General features: G+C 68.7%; 13 protein-coding genes. 7 read left to right on the top strand and 6 right to left on the bottom strand.

Features of this window, described 5'->3' with window-relative positions:
* Positions 1-28 precede the first annotated feature (28 nt).
* From Q6349_RS05135 to Q6349_RS05125, 3 genes are read right to left on the bottom strand one after another with little or no spacing between them, the layout of a single operon-like run.
* Entirely contained in the window at positions 29-1,624 is a 1,596-nt protein-coding gene (locus Q6349_RS05135; protein ID WP_304603170.1) for a glycosyltransferase family 39 protein, read from the bottom strand.
* Between the two features lie 33 nt (positions 1,625-1,657).
* Positions 1,658-2,695: a YhcG family protein gene (locus tag Q6349_RS05130; protein WP_370375606.1), complete on the bottom strand. Its 1,038-nt coding sequence runs from the start codon at positions 2,693-2,695 to the stop codon at positions 1,658-1,660.
* 19 nt (positions 2,696-2,714) lie between these two features.
* On the bottom strand, positions 2,715-3,377 hold the full coding sequence (locus Q6349_RS05125) for a hypothetical protein (RefSeq protein WP_304603168.1): 663 nt from the start codon (positions 3,375-3,377) through the stop codon (positions 2,715-2,717).
* A 230-nt stretch (positions 3,378-3,607) separates the two neighbouring features.
* On the opposite strand from Q6349_RS05125, the gene Q6349_RS05120 reads away from it, so the two are divergent.
* Positions 3,608-5,380, top strand: a complete 1,773-nt coding sequence (locus Q6349_RS05120; protein WP_304603167.1) for an ATP-binding protein — start codon at positions 3,608-3,610, stop codon at positions 5,378-5,380.
* Positions 5,381-5,422: 42 nt separating this feature from the next.
* Here Q6349_RS05120 and Q6349_RS05115 read toward each other — a convergent pair whose 3' ends face one another.
* Positions 5,423-6,388 (bottom strand): GIY-YIG nuclease family protein, encoded by a 966-nt coding sequence (locus Q6349_RS05115; RefSeq protein ID WP_304603166.1) that lies wholly within the window; start codon positions 6,386-6,388, stop codon positions 5,423-5,425.
* A gap of 147 nt (positions 6,389-6,535) precedes the next feature.
* On the opposite strand from Q6349_RS05115, the gene rfbA reads away from it, so the two are divergent.
* A complete protein-coding gene (gene rfbA / locus Q6349_RS05110) occupies positions 6,536-7,399 on the top strand; it encodes a glucose-1-phosphate thymidylyltransferase RfbA (RefSeq protein WP_304603165.1) in 864 nt (287 codons plus the stop codon).
* Here rfbA and rfbD read toward each other — a convergent pair.
* The gene (rfbD, locus tag Q6349_RS05105; RefSeq protein ID WP_304603164.1) at positions 7,372-8,295 is read right to left on the bottom strand and encodes a dTDP-4-dehydrorhamnose reductase; all 924 of its coding nucleotides are present in this window, start codon (positions 8,293-8,295) and stop codon (positions 7,372-7,374) included. The genes rfbA and rfbD overlap by 28 nt on opposite strands.
* A gap of 45 nt (positions 8,296-8,340) precedes the next feature.
* On the opposite strand from rfbD, the gene Q6349_RS05100 reads away from it, so the two are divergent.
* A complete protein-coding gene (locus Q6349_RS05100; protein ID WP_304603163.1) occupies positions 8,341-8,961 on the top strand; it encodes a dTDP-4-dehydrorhamnose 3,5-epimerase family protein in 621 nt (206 codons plus the stop codon).
* Positions 8,962-8,965: 4 nt separating this feature from the next.
* On the opposite strand, the gene rfbB is transcribed toward Q6349_RS05100, so the two are convergent.
* A complete protein-coding gene (rfbB, locus tag Q6349_RS05095) occupies positions 8,966-9,961 on the bottom strand; it encodes a dTDP-glucose 4,6-dehydratase (protein ID WP_304603162.1) in 996 nt (331 codons plus the stop codon).
* 129 nt (positions 9,962-10,090) lie between these two features.
* Between rfbB and Q6349_RS05090 the strand changes: the two genes are divergently transcribed.
* The 4 genes from Q6349_RS05090 to Q6349_RS05075 are packed head-to-tail and all read left to right on the top strand — an operon-like array spanning position 10,091 to position 14,724.
* A complete protein-coding gene (locus Q6349_RS05090; protein WP_304603161.1) occupies positions 10,091-11,032 on the top strand; it encodes an ABC transporter permease in 942 nt (313 codons plus the stop codon).
* The gene (locus tag Q6349_RS05085; protein ID WP_304603160.1) at positions 11,025-11,966 is read left to right on the top strand and encodes an ABC transporter ATP-binding protein; all 942 of its coding nucleotides are present in this window, start codon (positions 11,025-11,027) and stop codon (positions 11,964-11,966) included. Before Q6349_RS05090 ends, Q6349_RS05085 begins: the two co-directional genes overlap by 8 nt.
* 14 nt (positions 11,967-11,980) lie before the next feature.
* Positions 11,981-13,123 carry a non-hydrolyzing UDP-N-acetylglucosamine 2-epimerase gene (wecB, locus tag Q6349_RS05080; protein WP_304603159.1) on the top strand — a complete coding sequence of 381 codons (1,143 nt, stop codon included), beginning with the start codon at positions 11,981-11,983 and terminating at the stop codon, positions 13,121-13,123.
* Positions 13,120-14,724, top strand: a complete 1,605-nt coding sequence (locus Q6349_RS05075; RefSeq protein WP_304603158.1) for a DUF6270 domain-containing protein — start codon at positions 13,120-13,122, stop codon at positions 14,722-14,724. Before wecB ends, Q6349_RS05075 begins: the two co-directional genes overlap by 4 nt.
* Positions 14,725-14,970: the final 246 nt, after the last annotated feature.

Here is a 14,970-nt window from a genome sequence, read left to right as displayed (position 1 = left end):
CAGCGCCGGGGCGCTGACGTGCGCGAGTCTAGCCACGCGGGTCCCGCGCGGCGGGGTACCACCGCCACGCGGCGACCAGCCCGGCGACGAACCCGAGGACGACGACCACGAGCGCGACGGCGATCACGGTGCCGCTCAGCGGGCTCCACGCGGCCCAGCGCTCCCACGCCTGTGCCGCGGACTCCCCCGGCCCCCGGTACATCGCCCCGAACGCCCACACCAGTCCCGCGGCACCGGCCACGGCGGCGAGCGTCGTGAACCCAGGGACGACGACGGCGGTCCAGCGTTCGCGGCGCAGGCACAGCTGCCACAGGGCGACGGCCAGCAGCGTCGCCAGCGCGGCCAGCCCGCCGAACACGTAGCGGCCCTGCAGGGCGACGAGCACGCCGGTCTCCGACCAGCCCTGCAGGGCGTTGCCGACGACGCCCACGGCCAGCGCGAGCGGCAGCAGCGCGACGGTCACGGCCCCGCGGCGCGCCCCGGGCAGCGCGACCGCGACCAGTGCCGCCACGACCAGCACCGTCGAGCCGACCGCGACGAAGGTGCCGGGCAGGTGGATCTCCAGCCAGGACAGGTTGCCGAAGAACGCCTGGGCGGTGCGGCCGACCGCCTCCTCCAGCACCTGGTCCGCCGGCACCCGGGTCATGCCGTCGTAGTCGCGCGGCAGCCCGACGGGCTGCACGGCGCCGTCGACGATCCAGTTGCGGGCCCACCACCAACCCCCGACGACGAAGGCGACCGCCAGGGCGACGAGGCCCCGCCCGCTGCGGGCGAGCACCGACGGGCCGGCCCGCGGGCGGGATCGCGGCCCCGGGGCGAGCAGGTAGGCGGCCACGACGGTCGGGATCGCGAACGCGAGCATCACCTTGGTCAGCAGGCCGACCCCGAGCACGAGCCCCAGGCCGACGGCGGTGCGCCAGCGTTGGTCCCCGGTGACGACGCGGGCGGACAGGTAGGTGACGCCGGCGCCGGTGAGCACCACGAGGGCGTCGTTGTTCGCGGCGCCCAGGATGTGCCCGACCTGCGGGATCAGCAGCGGGAACGGGGCGGCGAGCAGCGCGGCGGAGCGGGACCCCGTCAGCCGGCGGGTGGTCGCGGCGGCGAGCGGCACCGTCGCGGTGAGCAGGGCGACGTCGAGCAGGCGCAACGCGAGCAGGGCGACGTCCCACCGGGCGTCGGCCGTGCCGGTGAGGCGCAGGACGCCGGCACCGAGCACGTAATAGGCGGGCGGGTGCTGCGTCATCTGGTCGACGGTGGCGCTGCTGCCGGGCGGGGGCAGCGCGTTGCCGACGTCGATGCGGACGCGCTCGTCGGCCGGGACGGGTGTGAGGTCGACGAACTGGGTCTCGTCGGGGCGGTACCGCCAGCGTCCGGGCAGGTCGGCCGGGTAGGCGGCCTCCTCGACGGCCTGCTCCGTCACTGGCGCGAACCGCGCCTCCCCCGGCGCCGGCCAGCCGCCGCCGTAGGCGATGCGCACGGCGCTGTTGAGGTGGTTCTGCTCGTCGGGCGACCGGAAGCCGGGGGTGAGCACCGCCCAGGCCACCGACCACAGGGCGACGACGAGGGTCAGCAGGGCGAGGGTGCGGCGGTAGGCACGCTCGGCCGACGGCGTGTCTCGCGTCACACGGTCATTGTGGCAGGTGGCCTGCCTCATCACCTACGTGTCACCGGCCCGCTCCCGCAGCTCGGCGTCGACGATCGCCTCGAGCTCGACCTCGCTGGGCAACGCCGCACGGGCATCGGCCGGCAACCCGCGGTAGTCGGCGACGGCGACCGGCACCGCCGTGGAGGCCAGCGAGTACTGGACGGTGGCACCGCTCTTGCCGGTGCACAGGAGGATGCCGACCGTCTGCGCGTGGATCCGAGGATCGCGGAGCTGGTCGTCGACCGCGGCGACATAGGCCCCGAGCTGCCCGAGGTGCCCCGGCTCGAACGACGAGACCTTGAGCTCGACGACGACGTAGCGGAGCTGCCGGGTGTGGAACAGCACGAGGTCCATGACGAACTCGGCGCCGTCGTCCAGCAACAGCCGGTACTGCCTGCCGACGAGGGCCATGTGGCGCCCGAACTCCAGGAGCGTGTCCTGCAGACGGTCCATCAGGGCCTGTTCGATGTCACGTTCCCGCTGCGACGAGGCGAAGGCGAGATGCTCGAACACGTACGGGTCCTTGACGAGCTGCTGGGCGAGCTCGGAGTCCGGCCCGTCGAGGGCGTCCGCGACGTGGGACGGCGCTGCTCCGAGGGCACCGCGCAGGTCCATCGCGATCTGGTGCTCGAGGACGGCGCGGGACCATCCCTCGGCGCCCGCTCTCTCGGCATACCAGTCGCGCTCCTCACGTGTGGCGAGGCGGTCCAGCAGCACGGCGAGGTGCCCCCACGGCAATCGTGCAACGGCCTGTTGCACAAATTCGGTCTCGGTCGGCCAGACCTCTGCGGCCCTGCGCATGTAGAGCAGGTTGCGGCGTGACCAGCCTCTCTGCTCGGGGAACTCGCGCTTGAGGTCGGCGGCCAGGCGATCGACGACCTTGCTCCCCCACCCGGATTCCTGCTGACGTTGCAGGATGTCGCGACCGATCGACCAGTGCAGCCTCAGCACCTCCGTGTTGGCGGCACGCGCCGCTCGGAAACGTGTCCCGCGCACCCGCGCCTTGAGATCGGCGAGCAGCTCCACGTATCCCGGTGGGTCGTTGTCCATCTCGGTTCCGGTCACACGCTCACCCTTTCGGCAGCCACCGACAGGGAACGCACCGCCGCCCGGGCGGCGGCGATCGTCGCGGCGCGCGGCGGGTGCGCGGAGGCCGCCGCGGCCTCGGCGCGCAGGCGTTCCTGGACAGGCGAGGGCCGTCGGCGGGCGCCCGACCACGGGGGCGCGGCGGCGGGGCCGGGTTCCGCCGCCCGGCGGGGTAGGCCGGCCCCCCGGGGTGGGTGGGGGCGCGCCGGCCGGGGGCGCCGCCCGGCCGGGCGGCCCGACGTCGGGCGCGGGCGTCCTTCGCACATCGGGCGGCGGGCAGCAGCGCGACCAGGACCCGCTTGGTCACCCGCAGCAGGGACGGCACGCCGCGCAGCCCCTGCCGTGCGCCGCGGCGCAGCATCACGACGACGCCGCGATGCTGGAGCCACCGGCGGGCACGGATGACGGTCCGCACCGAGACGCCCGCGCGTTCGGCCGCCTGGGCGTCGGTGGTCTCGACGACGGCGGTGCGCGGGTCGGCGAGGCGGGCCAGGGCGAGCAGGTAGCTGCGCACGCTCTGCGGGGCGTCGCGCAGATCGCCCCAGCCGGCGGCGGCCAGGGCGTCGACGAGGCGCCACAGCGGCGCGTGGGCGTTGAGGCGCACCGGGGGTGGCGGGGGCGCGCTGATATCGTCGGCCGTAGCCATCAGAGAGGTCCTATCTCTCGTGGTGGTCAGGCCCGGTCAGAGGTTGCCGCCTCTGGCACGGGCCGTTTTCGGTTGTGGTGGGCGTCACGCTAGCGCACGACGCCGATGGTCCGGCAGGGGTCGGGGCACGCCGACTCGTGACGGCGCCACTTACCTATACTTCGCGCCTCCCGACTGCCTCTCCTATAATTAACACACCTGTTAATTATGATCGAGGTGAGCGGGGCCCGATGAACACACTCTTCGACGACAGCCCGGTCCAGATCGCCGTGCGTTCGATCCTCGACGCCCTCGACGACGGCCGCCCCGTGGACGAGAGCGTCGAGCGACAAGTCGTCGATCTCAAGGAGGAACACGGCCGCCGGGACAAGAGCGGCGCGGTCGGACCCGGACTAGCGAACAACGAACTGGCAGCCAGGGAGCTGGCCGCTGCGGCCGCCTGCATGGCCAACACTCCCGGCGGCGGAGCACTCATCGTCGGCGTCTCCGACGATGGCGACCTGATCGGCACCGAGCTCGATGCCGACTGGCTGCGCCATCGGCTGTGGGAACTGAGCAGCCGGTCTCTCACCGTTGACATCGGGGTCCGCACCTGTCGCGGCACCAGGCTGCTGGTGGTCCTTGCGCCTCAGGCGTTGGAGCCGATCCGCGTCGACGGCCGGATCCGATGGCGCGTGGGTGCCAACTGCGTCGACGTCGATCCCCACACCTGGCATGCGAAACGGATGGCCGCCCTGCACGACGACTGGTCTTCCGACCCGTCGACCGTCACCGCCGATCAGGTCCGACCGGGCGCCGTGCAGCAGGCTCGGGACATGCTGCAGGCTTCGACAGAGCCGCACGCAGCGGAACTCGCACGACAGCCGGACCTCGACCTGCTCCGCCGGCTGAATGTCGTGACCCCGGACGGATACCTGACCAACGCCGGCGTCATCGCGTTCGTCGGCCGCGGAGACCCGTGTCTCGACTACGTCAAGCGTGAGCACCAGGGCGGCGACAGCCTGACCCGAGTGCGACGCCGCGACCGGTCGCTGCTCGAAGAGCTCGGCGAGCTGCTGGCAGCCCTCGAGGCCAACACGCCGGCTGTGCACGTCCGACGAGGGCTCGTGATCGGGCAGCAGCGAGAGATCCCCCTGCGCGCCGCACGCGAGGCGGTCGTCAACGGTGTCGCCCATCGCGAGTGGGCAAGCCCGGAGCCCACCCTGGTCGAGCAGGTCGGCCGGTCTCTGCGCGTGACGAGCCCCGGCGGCTTCGTGGGTGGCGTGACGCCGGACAACATCATCACGCACCCGTCCAGGTCACGGAACCGTGCCCTCAGCGAGCTCCTCGCGGCACTCCGCGTGGCTGAGAGAGAGGGCGTGGGCGTGGACCGGATGATCGGCGAGATGATTCGACGCGGCCACCCCCGGCCGCAGATCGAGGAGATCGGCGGACCGAATGTTCGCGCGTCGCTGATCGCCGAGGAGGTGGACGAACCGTGGGTCGCCTGGCTCGACGAGGTCGAACCGATCGAGCAGTCCGACGACGTCAACACTCTGCTCGTCCTGCGACAGCTGGTCGATCGTCGATGGACCGACCCGCTACAGAGCTCTCGTCTCATCCAGGACACCGTCGAACGGGCTTCAGGAGTCCTCGCCCGACTCTCACGCGCTTCCGTCGGAGGACGACCGTTGGTCCAGAGGCTCAACGGTGTTCCTGACTCCGCAGACCCTGTGTGGACACTGACGTCCGCCGCGCGGGAGCGCCTCTCCGACCTCGACCAGGAACTGGCGTACACCCGGCCGATACCCCGCCGCGAGACCATCGCCCGGGACTACGTGAGGGAGCGCGGACGCATCAGCTCCACCGAGCTCGGAGGGCTCGTCGACGCATCCCCTACCAACGTCGGGGGAACCCTCCGCATCCTCGAGGACGAGGGCCTCGTGGAGCCCGCCTGGCCCTCTCGCCGGGGCAAGGGGTTTCACTACGTGCTGTCGGCACCCTCACGGAACGCCTCCCGCTGACGACCGGGATCGCGGGACGACGGGGGCCCCCTTGGGAACCACCTACTCCTCGAGGATCTGACGTACCAGCTCCGGTGTGTGCCCCTTGGTCTGGATGGCACCCCGGCGCATCCGCGCAAGTGTCATCACCCGTGCGGCACGCAGCAGCTGCACCTGCTCGAAGAACTCCGTCATCGACCGGTGGGACGTGAAGTTCACGTCCTGGTAGTAGCCCAGCCCCTTGCCCTCGCCGGCATAGGAGGAGAGCTTGAACGCGGTGACGAGCCACTTCCAGCGCTCACCCCACCCGTTCAGCTCCGGTTCGGCCACGATGGCGTTGGCGACGAGACGTTCGCCCTGTCGAGACCGAACCTCGAAGACTGACAGGACGTCCAGCCCATAGACATGCACCCGGGCCAGCTCACGGCCGAGGGTGTTGTCCCGCCGGGCCCGCGGCAGCGGCTCGACGCTCCAGAACCGACCTGCCGTAGCTTCGGGAGCGATCACCGCTGACCGGACGAAGGTCGACAAGAACGCCCTGATCTCCGGCCAGTCCTCGCGGTCCAACAGGCGTCGCAGCTTGGTCGAAGGCGCATGCTCCGAACCGACGTCGGCGTTCCCCTGCACGCCCGACGAGACCTCGCCCCCTCGTACCCATGCGTCCTGATCCTCCGGTCTGACGACGTCGTTCAGTGCGCAGCCCTCACCATCGGAGAGCGTCATCAACAGCTTGTTGCGCAGGTTGCCCGCGCCCTCGAAGTACCAGACCGTCTCCAGCTCTCGCTGGCTCAGGTCCTCCCGCTTCTCGACGCGGAAGTCGAGGCCCACGATCTCCAGCGGATGCCAGTCCTTGACGTGCTGCTTGTACCGCTGGACGACATCGATCGCCTGACCGACATAGGCCGTCCCGTCGGCGAAACGCAGACGGTAGATCCCGCACTTGCTCCGCGAGCCCAGAGCATCCACGAGACTGCGGCTCGACGAAGCCTCCCACTTCACACCGAAATACCCCGGCGAACGACGCACCATCGACGTGCTCCCTCACGCTCAGACCTCAGAATGGCAGCAAGCAGGAATGACGCTACCAACGGGCGCGCGTCCATCCGCTTCCAGGAGTGGGCGAATTCCAGAGGACGTCAAGGTATTCGTGAGATCACGCGTGACATCATCGGCACCATGCGCGGCATCATCCTGGCCGGTGGGTCCGGCACGCGGCTGCACCCGATCACGCTCGGGGTCAGCAAGCAGCTCGTGCCCGTCTACGACAAGCCGATGATCTACTACCCGCTGTCGACGCTGCTGCTCGCGGGCATCCGGGACATCCTCGTCATCACCACCCCGCACGACGCCGAGCAGTTCCGGCGGCTGCTCGGGGACGGTTCGCAGTTCGGTATCTCGCTCGAGTACGCCGTGCAGGAGGAGCCGAACGGGCTGGCGCAGGCGTTCGTGCTCGGCGAGAAGTTCCTCGCCGGCGGGCCGGCCGCGCTCGTGCTGGGGGACAACATCTTCTACGGCCAGGGCCTGGGCGATCAGCTCCAACGCTTCACGGACGTCGACGGCGGCTCGATCTTCGCCTACCGCGTGGCCGACCCGACGGCGTACGGCGTCATCGAGTTCGACGACGACGGGATCGCCCGGTCCATCGAGGAGAAGCCGACCCGGCCCCGCTCGAGGTACGCGGTGCCGGGCCTGTACTTCTACGACGCCGAGGTGGTCGACGTCGCCAAGGACCTCACGCCGTCGGCCCGCGGCGAGTACGAGATCACCGACATCAACCGGCACTACCTGGACCAGGGACGCCTGCACGTCGAGGTGCTCCCCCGCGGCACCGCGTGGCTGGACACCGGCACGTTCGACTCGCTCATCGACGCCAGCGACTTCGTCCGGACGGTGGAGCAACGCCAGGGCCTCAAGATCGGCGCCCCGGAGGAGGTGGCGTGGCGACGCGGGTTCCTGTCCGACGACGAGCTCCGCGTGCGGGCCGAGCCTCTCGTGAAGTCCGGCTACGGCACCTACCTGCTCACGCTGCTCGACGGATAGCCGACCTGCTGAGCCTCGCGCACATCGGCGATCCCCGCGAGGACCGACGGCGCGGCGACGTCCCACCGGTCGGCCCAGTCCCCGATCGGTTCCACCCCGACGCGGCGCAGCGCGTCGTGGCCGAGCACGGAGAACTGGGGGCGGCGCGCCGGTCGCGGGAACGCCGCGCTCGGGACCCGGTCGACCGGGACCGACGACCCGGCAGCCGCCAGGACGCGTCGTGCGAACCCGTGCCACGACGTCCGGCCGGACGCGGTGCCGTGATACGTGCCCGCCGGTGCCCGGGCGCCGACCAGCCGCACGATCAGCTCGGCCAGGTCCCGGGACCACGTGGGCTGGCCGACCTGGTCGTGGACGACCGCGAGCCGGTCGCGCTCGGCGGCCAGCCGGGCGATCGTGCGGGGGAAGCACCGTCCGTGGGCACCGTAGAGCCAGGCGGTCCGCACGATGAGGTGGTCGAAGGCCTCGTCGCGCACGGCCCGCTCCCCCGCGGCCTTCGAACGCCCGTAGATCGACTCCGGCGCCGTGGGCGCGTCCTCCGGGTACGGGGCGGCGTGGTGGCCGTCGAACACGTAGTCGGTGGACAGGTGGACCAGCCGCGCACCGGCCAGCCGGGCGGCCCGGGCGACGTGAGCGGCGCCGACGGCGTTGACGGCGATCGCCTCGGACTCGTGCGTCTCGGCCGCGTCGACGTCGGTCCAGGCGGCGGCGTTGACCACGACGTCGGCCCCGGCGAGGGCGCGCCGGGTGGCGTCGGCCTCGGTGATGTCCAGGTCGGCGTGCGTAAGCGCCCGCACCGCGGCACCGGCGTCCGTGAGGACGTCGACGAGGTCGCGGCCGAGCATGCCGCCCGCCCCGACGACGGCCCAGCGCTGCGCCTGCTCGAGAGGAGCCATGCGTAGCATCCTAGGGTCGGGACCATCGACACCGGGAGGCCGTCCGTGCAGTTCAGTGAGCTGGGAGTGCCCGGCGCGTACGAGATCACGCCCCGTCAGCACGGCGACCCGCGCGGCGTCTTCCTGGAGTGGTTCAAGGCGTCGACGTTCGCCGATCACCTGGGCCACGAGCTGGACCTGCAACAGGCCAACTGCTCGGTCTCGGCGGCCGGTGTGCTGCGCGGCATCCACGTCACCGACGTCCCGCCCGGGCAGGCCAAGTACGTCACGTGTCCGCGCGGCGCGGTGCTCGACGTCGTCGTCGACCTCCGGGTCGGATCCCGGACGTTCGGCCGCTGGGACTCCGTGCTGCTCGACGACGTCGACCGGCGCGCGATCTACGTCGGCGAGGGCCTGGGCCACGCCTTCCTGTCCCTGGAGGACGACTCGACGGTGATGTACCTGTGCTCGGCGGGCTACGACCCCGCGGCGGACCACGGGGTGCATCCCCTGGACACGGCGATCGGCATCGCGTGGCCGACGACGGCCCGCGACGGGTCGCCGATCACCCCGCAGCTCTCTGACAAGGACGCGGCGGCTCCGACGCTGGCCGAGGCCCAGGAGCAGGGCCTGCTGCCCGCCGTCGAGGTCGTCGAGGACTACCTGGCGACCCTCCGGCGCCGCTGACCCCTCACTGGCCGGTCCGGGCGTACTTCGCCTCGACCGCGGCCTTGCGGGGACGCCACCACGCCTCGTTCTCGCGGTACCAGTCGACGGTCGCTTCCAGGCCGGAGCGGAAGTCGGTGTACCGGGGCGTCCAGCCGAGCTCGTCGCGCAGCGTGGTCGCGTCGATGGCGTACCGCAGGTCGTGGCCGGGCCGGTCCGCGACGTGGTCGAAGTCGTCGGCGTCACGGCCGAAGATCTCGAGCAGCGTTTGCACGACCTCGAGGTTGTTCCTCTCGCCGTCCGCACCGATGAGATAGGTCTCGCCGATGCGGCCCCGGTCGATGATCGCCCACACGGCGGTGTTGTGGTCCTCGACGTGGATCCAGTCGCGAACGTTCAGCCCGGCGCCGTAGAGCCGGGGCCGCACCCCGTCGAGGAGGTTCGTGATCTGGCGCGGGATGAACTTCTCGATGTGCTGGTACGGCCCGTAGTTGTTCGAGCAGTTCGAGATCGTGGCCTGCACGCCGAAGGACCGCACCCAGGCGCGCACGAGGTGGTCGGAGCCGGCCTTGGTCGCCGAGTACGGGCTCGACGGGTCGTACGGTGTCTCCGGCGTGAACTTCGCGGGGTCGTCCAGCGACAGCTCGCCGTAGACCTCGTCGGTCGAGACGTGGTGGAACCGCACGTCGTGCCTACGCACGGCCTCGAGCAGGGTGAACGTCCCCACGAGGTTGGTCTGCACGAACGGCGTCGGGTCGTCCAGGGAGTTGTCGTTGTGCGACTCCGCCGCGAAGTGGACGACGACGTCCGCGGCCCCCACCAGGCGATCGACCAGGTCGGCGTCGGTGACGGAGCCGTGCACGAACTCGATCTGCGCGGCCACCGGCTCCAGCGAGCTCCGGTCGCCCGCGTAGGTCAGGGCGTCGAGCACCGTCACCTCCGCGTCCGGGCGGTCCCGGAGGGTCTGCAGGGTGAAGTTCGCGCCGATGAAGCCAGCGCCGCCGGTGACGAGTACCCGCACGCGTCCACTCCTCACTGCTGGTGTGGAGCCAGGCTAGCGGTCGACCGAGGGCGAATCGTGACCATCTCGTTGACCACGTGGCGGCATCGGAGGGGATCCGGTCACGCCATACCCTCTAAGATGCACGCGATGAGTGCCCCGGTCCCCACACCGCAGCCGACGTCGTCCGCGACGTCGGCCGATGTCGCGGATCTCTACAAGGAGATCTTCACGGGGCAGCAGAAGGCGCTCGAGGTCGTGTCGACCGACCGTCTCACACAGGTCGGAGCGCGTCCACCGATCTCGAGATACCTGAGCCAGCTCTGGGGCCGTCGACACTTCCTGTGGGCCGAGGCCCGCGCCAAGGTCACCAGCGGAACCCGGGAGACGCTGCTCGGCCAAGCGTGGCTCGTCATCAACCCCATCCTCAACGGCCTCGCCTACTACCTGATCTTCGGGCTCATCCTGGGCACTCGTGACGGCATCCCGAACTTCCTCGGCTACCTCATCGTTGGGGTCTTCCTCTTCCAGTTCACCACGCAGTGCGTGACGAACGGTGCGAAGTCGATCCAGAGCGGACGCAACCTCATCCGCGCCTTTACGTTCCCCCGCGCCTCGCTGCCGATCTCGGTGGTGCTGCGGAGCATCCTCAACCTCGTGCCGACGCTGGCAGCGATGCTTCTCATCATCGCTCTGGCCCCGCCCGGGGAGGCGTGGACCCCGGCCGCTCTGCTCTTTCCTGCCGTGATCGTGCTGCAAGTCATGCTGGCGACGGGGCTCGCACTTTTCTTCGCCCGGATGACCACGGTGGTGCCCGACCTCGGTCAGCTACTCGGCGTTGGCATGCGGATCTGGCTCTATGCCTCCGCCGTCTTCTTCTCCATCGACCGGTTCGAAGAGTATCCGTGGATCGTCGGAATCATGGAGACCAACCCGATGTACTTGGTCCTGGACGCAGCCCGGGACTGCCTGCTCTATGCGACCGTGCCCGACGCTGGCACGTGGATCGGACTCGCGGCCTGGTCGGTCGGCGCGCTCGTCCTCGGGTTCCTCTTCTTCTGGCAAGGAGAGGAGTCCTATGGTCGTGTCTGACGTCGACCCCTTCGCGCACGCGACGGTGGCGGTGCAGGACGTCCATGTCCGCTACCGCGTCCCGTCGACGGATGCCGCCGAGCGGCGCCGGGGGGCCAACTTCGTCAAGCGCGCGGCACGCACGATGCTCGGCAACGACCCCAAGGTGCTCGTCCGCGCACTGTCCGGCATCTCGTTCGTCGCCAAGTCCGGGGAGCAGATCGGGCTGGTCGGCCAGAACGGCTCCGGCAAGAGCACGCTGCTGCGCATCATCGCCGGTCTGGAGAATCCCGCCAAGGGCCGCGTCCTCGCGGAGAGCACGCCGGTTCTCATCGGCGTCAACGCCGCGCTGGTGCCGGACCTCTCGGGTGAGCAGAACATCCGCCTCGGTTGTCTGGCGATGGGGCTCACCCCCGAACAGGCGGAGGAGGCCGTGCCGGACGTCACGCAGCTCGCGGGCCTCGGCAAGTCGATCTATCTGCCGATGAAGACCTACTCCTCCGGGATGGGTGCCCGCCTGCGGTTCGCCATCGCGACCGCTGCCAATCCGCACATCCTGCTGATCGACGAGGCCCTGGCCACGGGTGATGCCGCCTTCCGTGAGCGGAGCGAAGCTCGTATGCAGCGTCTCCGGCAAGGAGCCGGCACCGTATTCCTGGTCAGTCACGCCGCCCAAACGATCGAGGAGACCTGCACCCGGGCCATCTGGCTCAATCATGGACGCCTGGTCCTCGACGGCCCCGCGGAGGACGTCGCGCTCCGCTACCGCAAGTGGGCGTGGGCCGTCGCGAAGCAGAAGCCCGAGGAGGCGAAGCAGATCATCGAGACGGCCTTCTCCGAACGCGAGCAGACCTACGTCCAGGTGGAGGAGAGCGTGCAACCTCGGCTCTATACCCCTCGCCACGTCCGATCACGGCGGACCTCCACGCCGTCAGACGATCGAAAGGGCCAGTGATGCTTCCACGCATCATGACCGTCTACGGCACCCGCCCAGAGGCCATCAAGGTCGCCCCCGTCATTAAGGCGTTGGAGGCCAGCGAGGTTCTCGATTCGGTCACCGTCGTGACCGGCCAGCATCGCGAGATGCTCGACCAGGTCAACGAGGTCTTCGACATCTCACCAGACCACGACCTCGACATCTTCCAGCACGGCGCATCACTCTCGACCATCGTGGCGAGAGTCCTGGAGCGTCTTGACCCGGTCCTCGAGGCCGAGCGACCGGCCGCCGTCATCGTCCAGGGTGACACCTCCACGTCGACAGCGGCGGCGCTAGCCGCATTCCACCGCGGGATCCCGGTCGTCCACGTCGAGGCCGGCCTGCGATCGGGGAACATCCTGTCGCCGTTCCCCGAGGAGGCGAACCGCAAGATCACGTCACAGATCGCAGCCCTTCACCTGGCGCCGACCGCCAGGAGCAAGGACAACCTCCTTCGGGAGGGCGTGTCGGAGCGCGACGTCGTGATCACCGGCAACACCGTCATCGACGCGCTCCTCATGACTGTCGAGAAGAAGACGCCGTTCACCGACCCGGCGCTGGAGGATCTCGCGGACTCCGGACGACGCGTTCTGCTGGTGACGACGCACCGCCGGGAGAACTGGGGCGACGCCATGGAGGGTGTCGGCCGTGCCCTGGCACGCCTGGCGCGGTCTTTCCCGGATGTACAGATCGTCCTGCCAGCCCATCGAAACCCCATCGTGCGCGAGGCGGTCCTTCCTCACGTCGCAGGACTGGGCAACGTCACCGTGACGGAACCGGTTCCCTACGGAGAGTTCACACGCATGGTCTCGATCGCCACCGTCGTCCTCACCGACTCGGGTGGCGTGCAGGAGGAGGCTCCGAGCCTGGGGAAGCCCGTGTTGGTCATGCGCGAGAACACCGAACGACCAGAAGCTCTCGACGCCGGGACCGTCCAGCTCATCGGCACCGACGAGGAGCGGATCTTTCGATCTGTCGAGAAACTCCTCACTGACGCCGAAGCGCACAACGCGATGGCTCGTGCGGTCAACCCCTACGGCGACGGAAATGCGGCTGCAAGATCAGTCTCAGCCATCAAGGGCATGCTCCGCCTGGATTCTCGACCCGCAGACTGGCACACAGAAGGAATCAAATGAGTAAGACCCGCGTCTTCATCTATGGATCATGCGTCTCCCGAGACACCTTCGACTACCTCCCCTCCGAGGATTTCGAGTTGGCGCAGTACGTCGCACGTCAGTCAGCACTCAGCGCCTATACAAATCCCGTCAGCCTGATCAGCCCGCCGGAACTCGCATCCTCGTTCCAACAACGCATGATCAGCGGGGATTTCTCTTCGAACCTACGCTCCGTCATCTCGGGTCTGCAGGACGTCGATCTCGTCCTCATGGACCTGACCGACGAGAGACACGGCGTCTACATCCTCCCGGACGGGACCGTGGTCACACGGTCCATCGAGCTCATCGAGTCCGGACTCGAACACCACCTCCCGCCCGGGAGCGCACATATCCCGTTCGGCACACCCACGCACTTCCAGTACTGGAGCGACGCGATCGACCAGGTCGCACAGATGTTCGCAGCGCACCTCCCCAGAACAGGCATCGCGTTGCTCGACATTCCCTGGGCGACCGTGTCCGACACCGGACAGGTGACGCCGGCAAGTTTTGGAGTCTCCGCGGAAGACGTCAATCCCGTCATGGCCGAGTATGTCGACCATGCGACTCGCGCATTGTCGGCACAACGGGTCTCGGTTGACCGGAATGTTGTCCACTCCGGAAGCGACCATCCGTGGGGAGAAGCTCCGTTCCACTACAGCCGGGGCGTCTACCAAGAAGCCGTGCGACAGCTTCTTGGAGGATCACCGGACGGCGACCGACTGGGAGCCTCCGGACCGCTCCCGGCAACCGAGGTTCGTAGCCGGGACGACGAGGCACCCGCGCCCGAAGTGCCAGCAACGCGTATGAGCATCGGACCTAACATCATCCTGGCCGGGACACAGAAGGCTGGGCTGGAATGGCTGAAGAACAACATTGCCAAGCATCCAGAAACATTCGCCGAAACGAGCAAGGCGTCGAATCTCTTCAGTAAACCTCTCCCTGCTGCAGTGAAGGAACTTCGCGAGGCGGAAGAACTCTACGCTGAAGGAGCCGAAAAACGATACCGCATCGAATGCTCTCCCAGTTACTTCCGCCATGGTGACGGTACAGCTATCTCAGTCCCCGAGAGCGCGACAGCTGAGATGATCCGGGATTTCGCCCCTATTGATTCGCGGATCGTACTCGTCTTGCGCGATCCGATCGAACGAGCGGCGACTGCATTCTGGTCTCAATTCGCTGCCGGAAAGTTTGACCTACCGCAGAGCATCTTCACTCTGGATCCGAAGCTCGGAATCCTGGACTATGGATTCTACGAACGTCACTACCACCACTGGGCATCGGTCCTAGGAGCTGACCGCATCGAGGTCCTGCTTTATGACGACTTGGCTGATAACCCGAAACGGTTTATGGAGGATGTCCTCCAACGCCTAGACCTAGAACCCAGCCCGGGCTATTGGGACAACATCTCGCGCAGCGTTCCGAGCGATAATCGCCAATGGATGCAGCCGTTCAAGGCAAGATGGCCGATTTCGGAGCAGGAACTCTCTGTCCTCTCGCGACTTTATGACAATGATATCGAATTCATCTCAGACCTGACGGGCCGCGATCTATCCAACTGGAAGGCTTCGGAGACCAAGCACTAGCCGATCCGCGAAGTCAACTCCTGCAGGGTCGGTCACGACCCCACCCCTTTTGGATCCTCCCTAGCCGTAACGGGACACAGTCGCGACGAAGCAGGCGGTCAGGACTCGCAGCGCGGCACGTGGGTTGATCACGCCCGCGACGTGGCATGCGGTGTAGCGGCGGGGGAACAGAGGGACGGGACGGGCGCGCCTCGGCGTTCCCATCCCGTCCCCGTCCTTGACCTCACCGCTCTGCACTGTTTTCCA

Source organism: Isoptericola sp. 178, assembly GCF_030586525.1.
GTDB classification, from domain to species: Bacteria; Actinomycetota; Actinomycetes; order Actinomycetales; family Cellulomonadaceae; genus Isoptericola; species Isoptericola sediminis.
The sequence above is the reverse complement of the archived record's forward strand: the minus strand, read 5'-3'. Positions and strand labels throughout refer to the sequence as shown.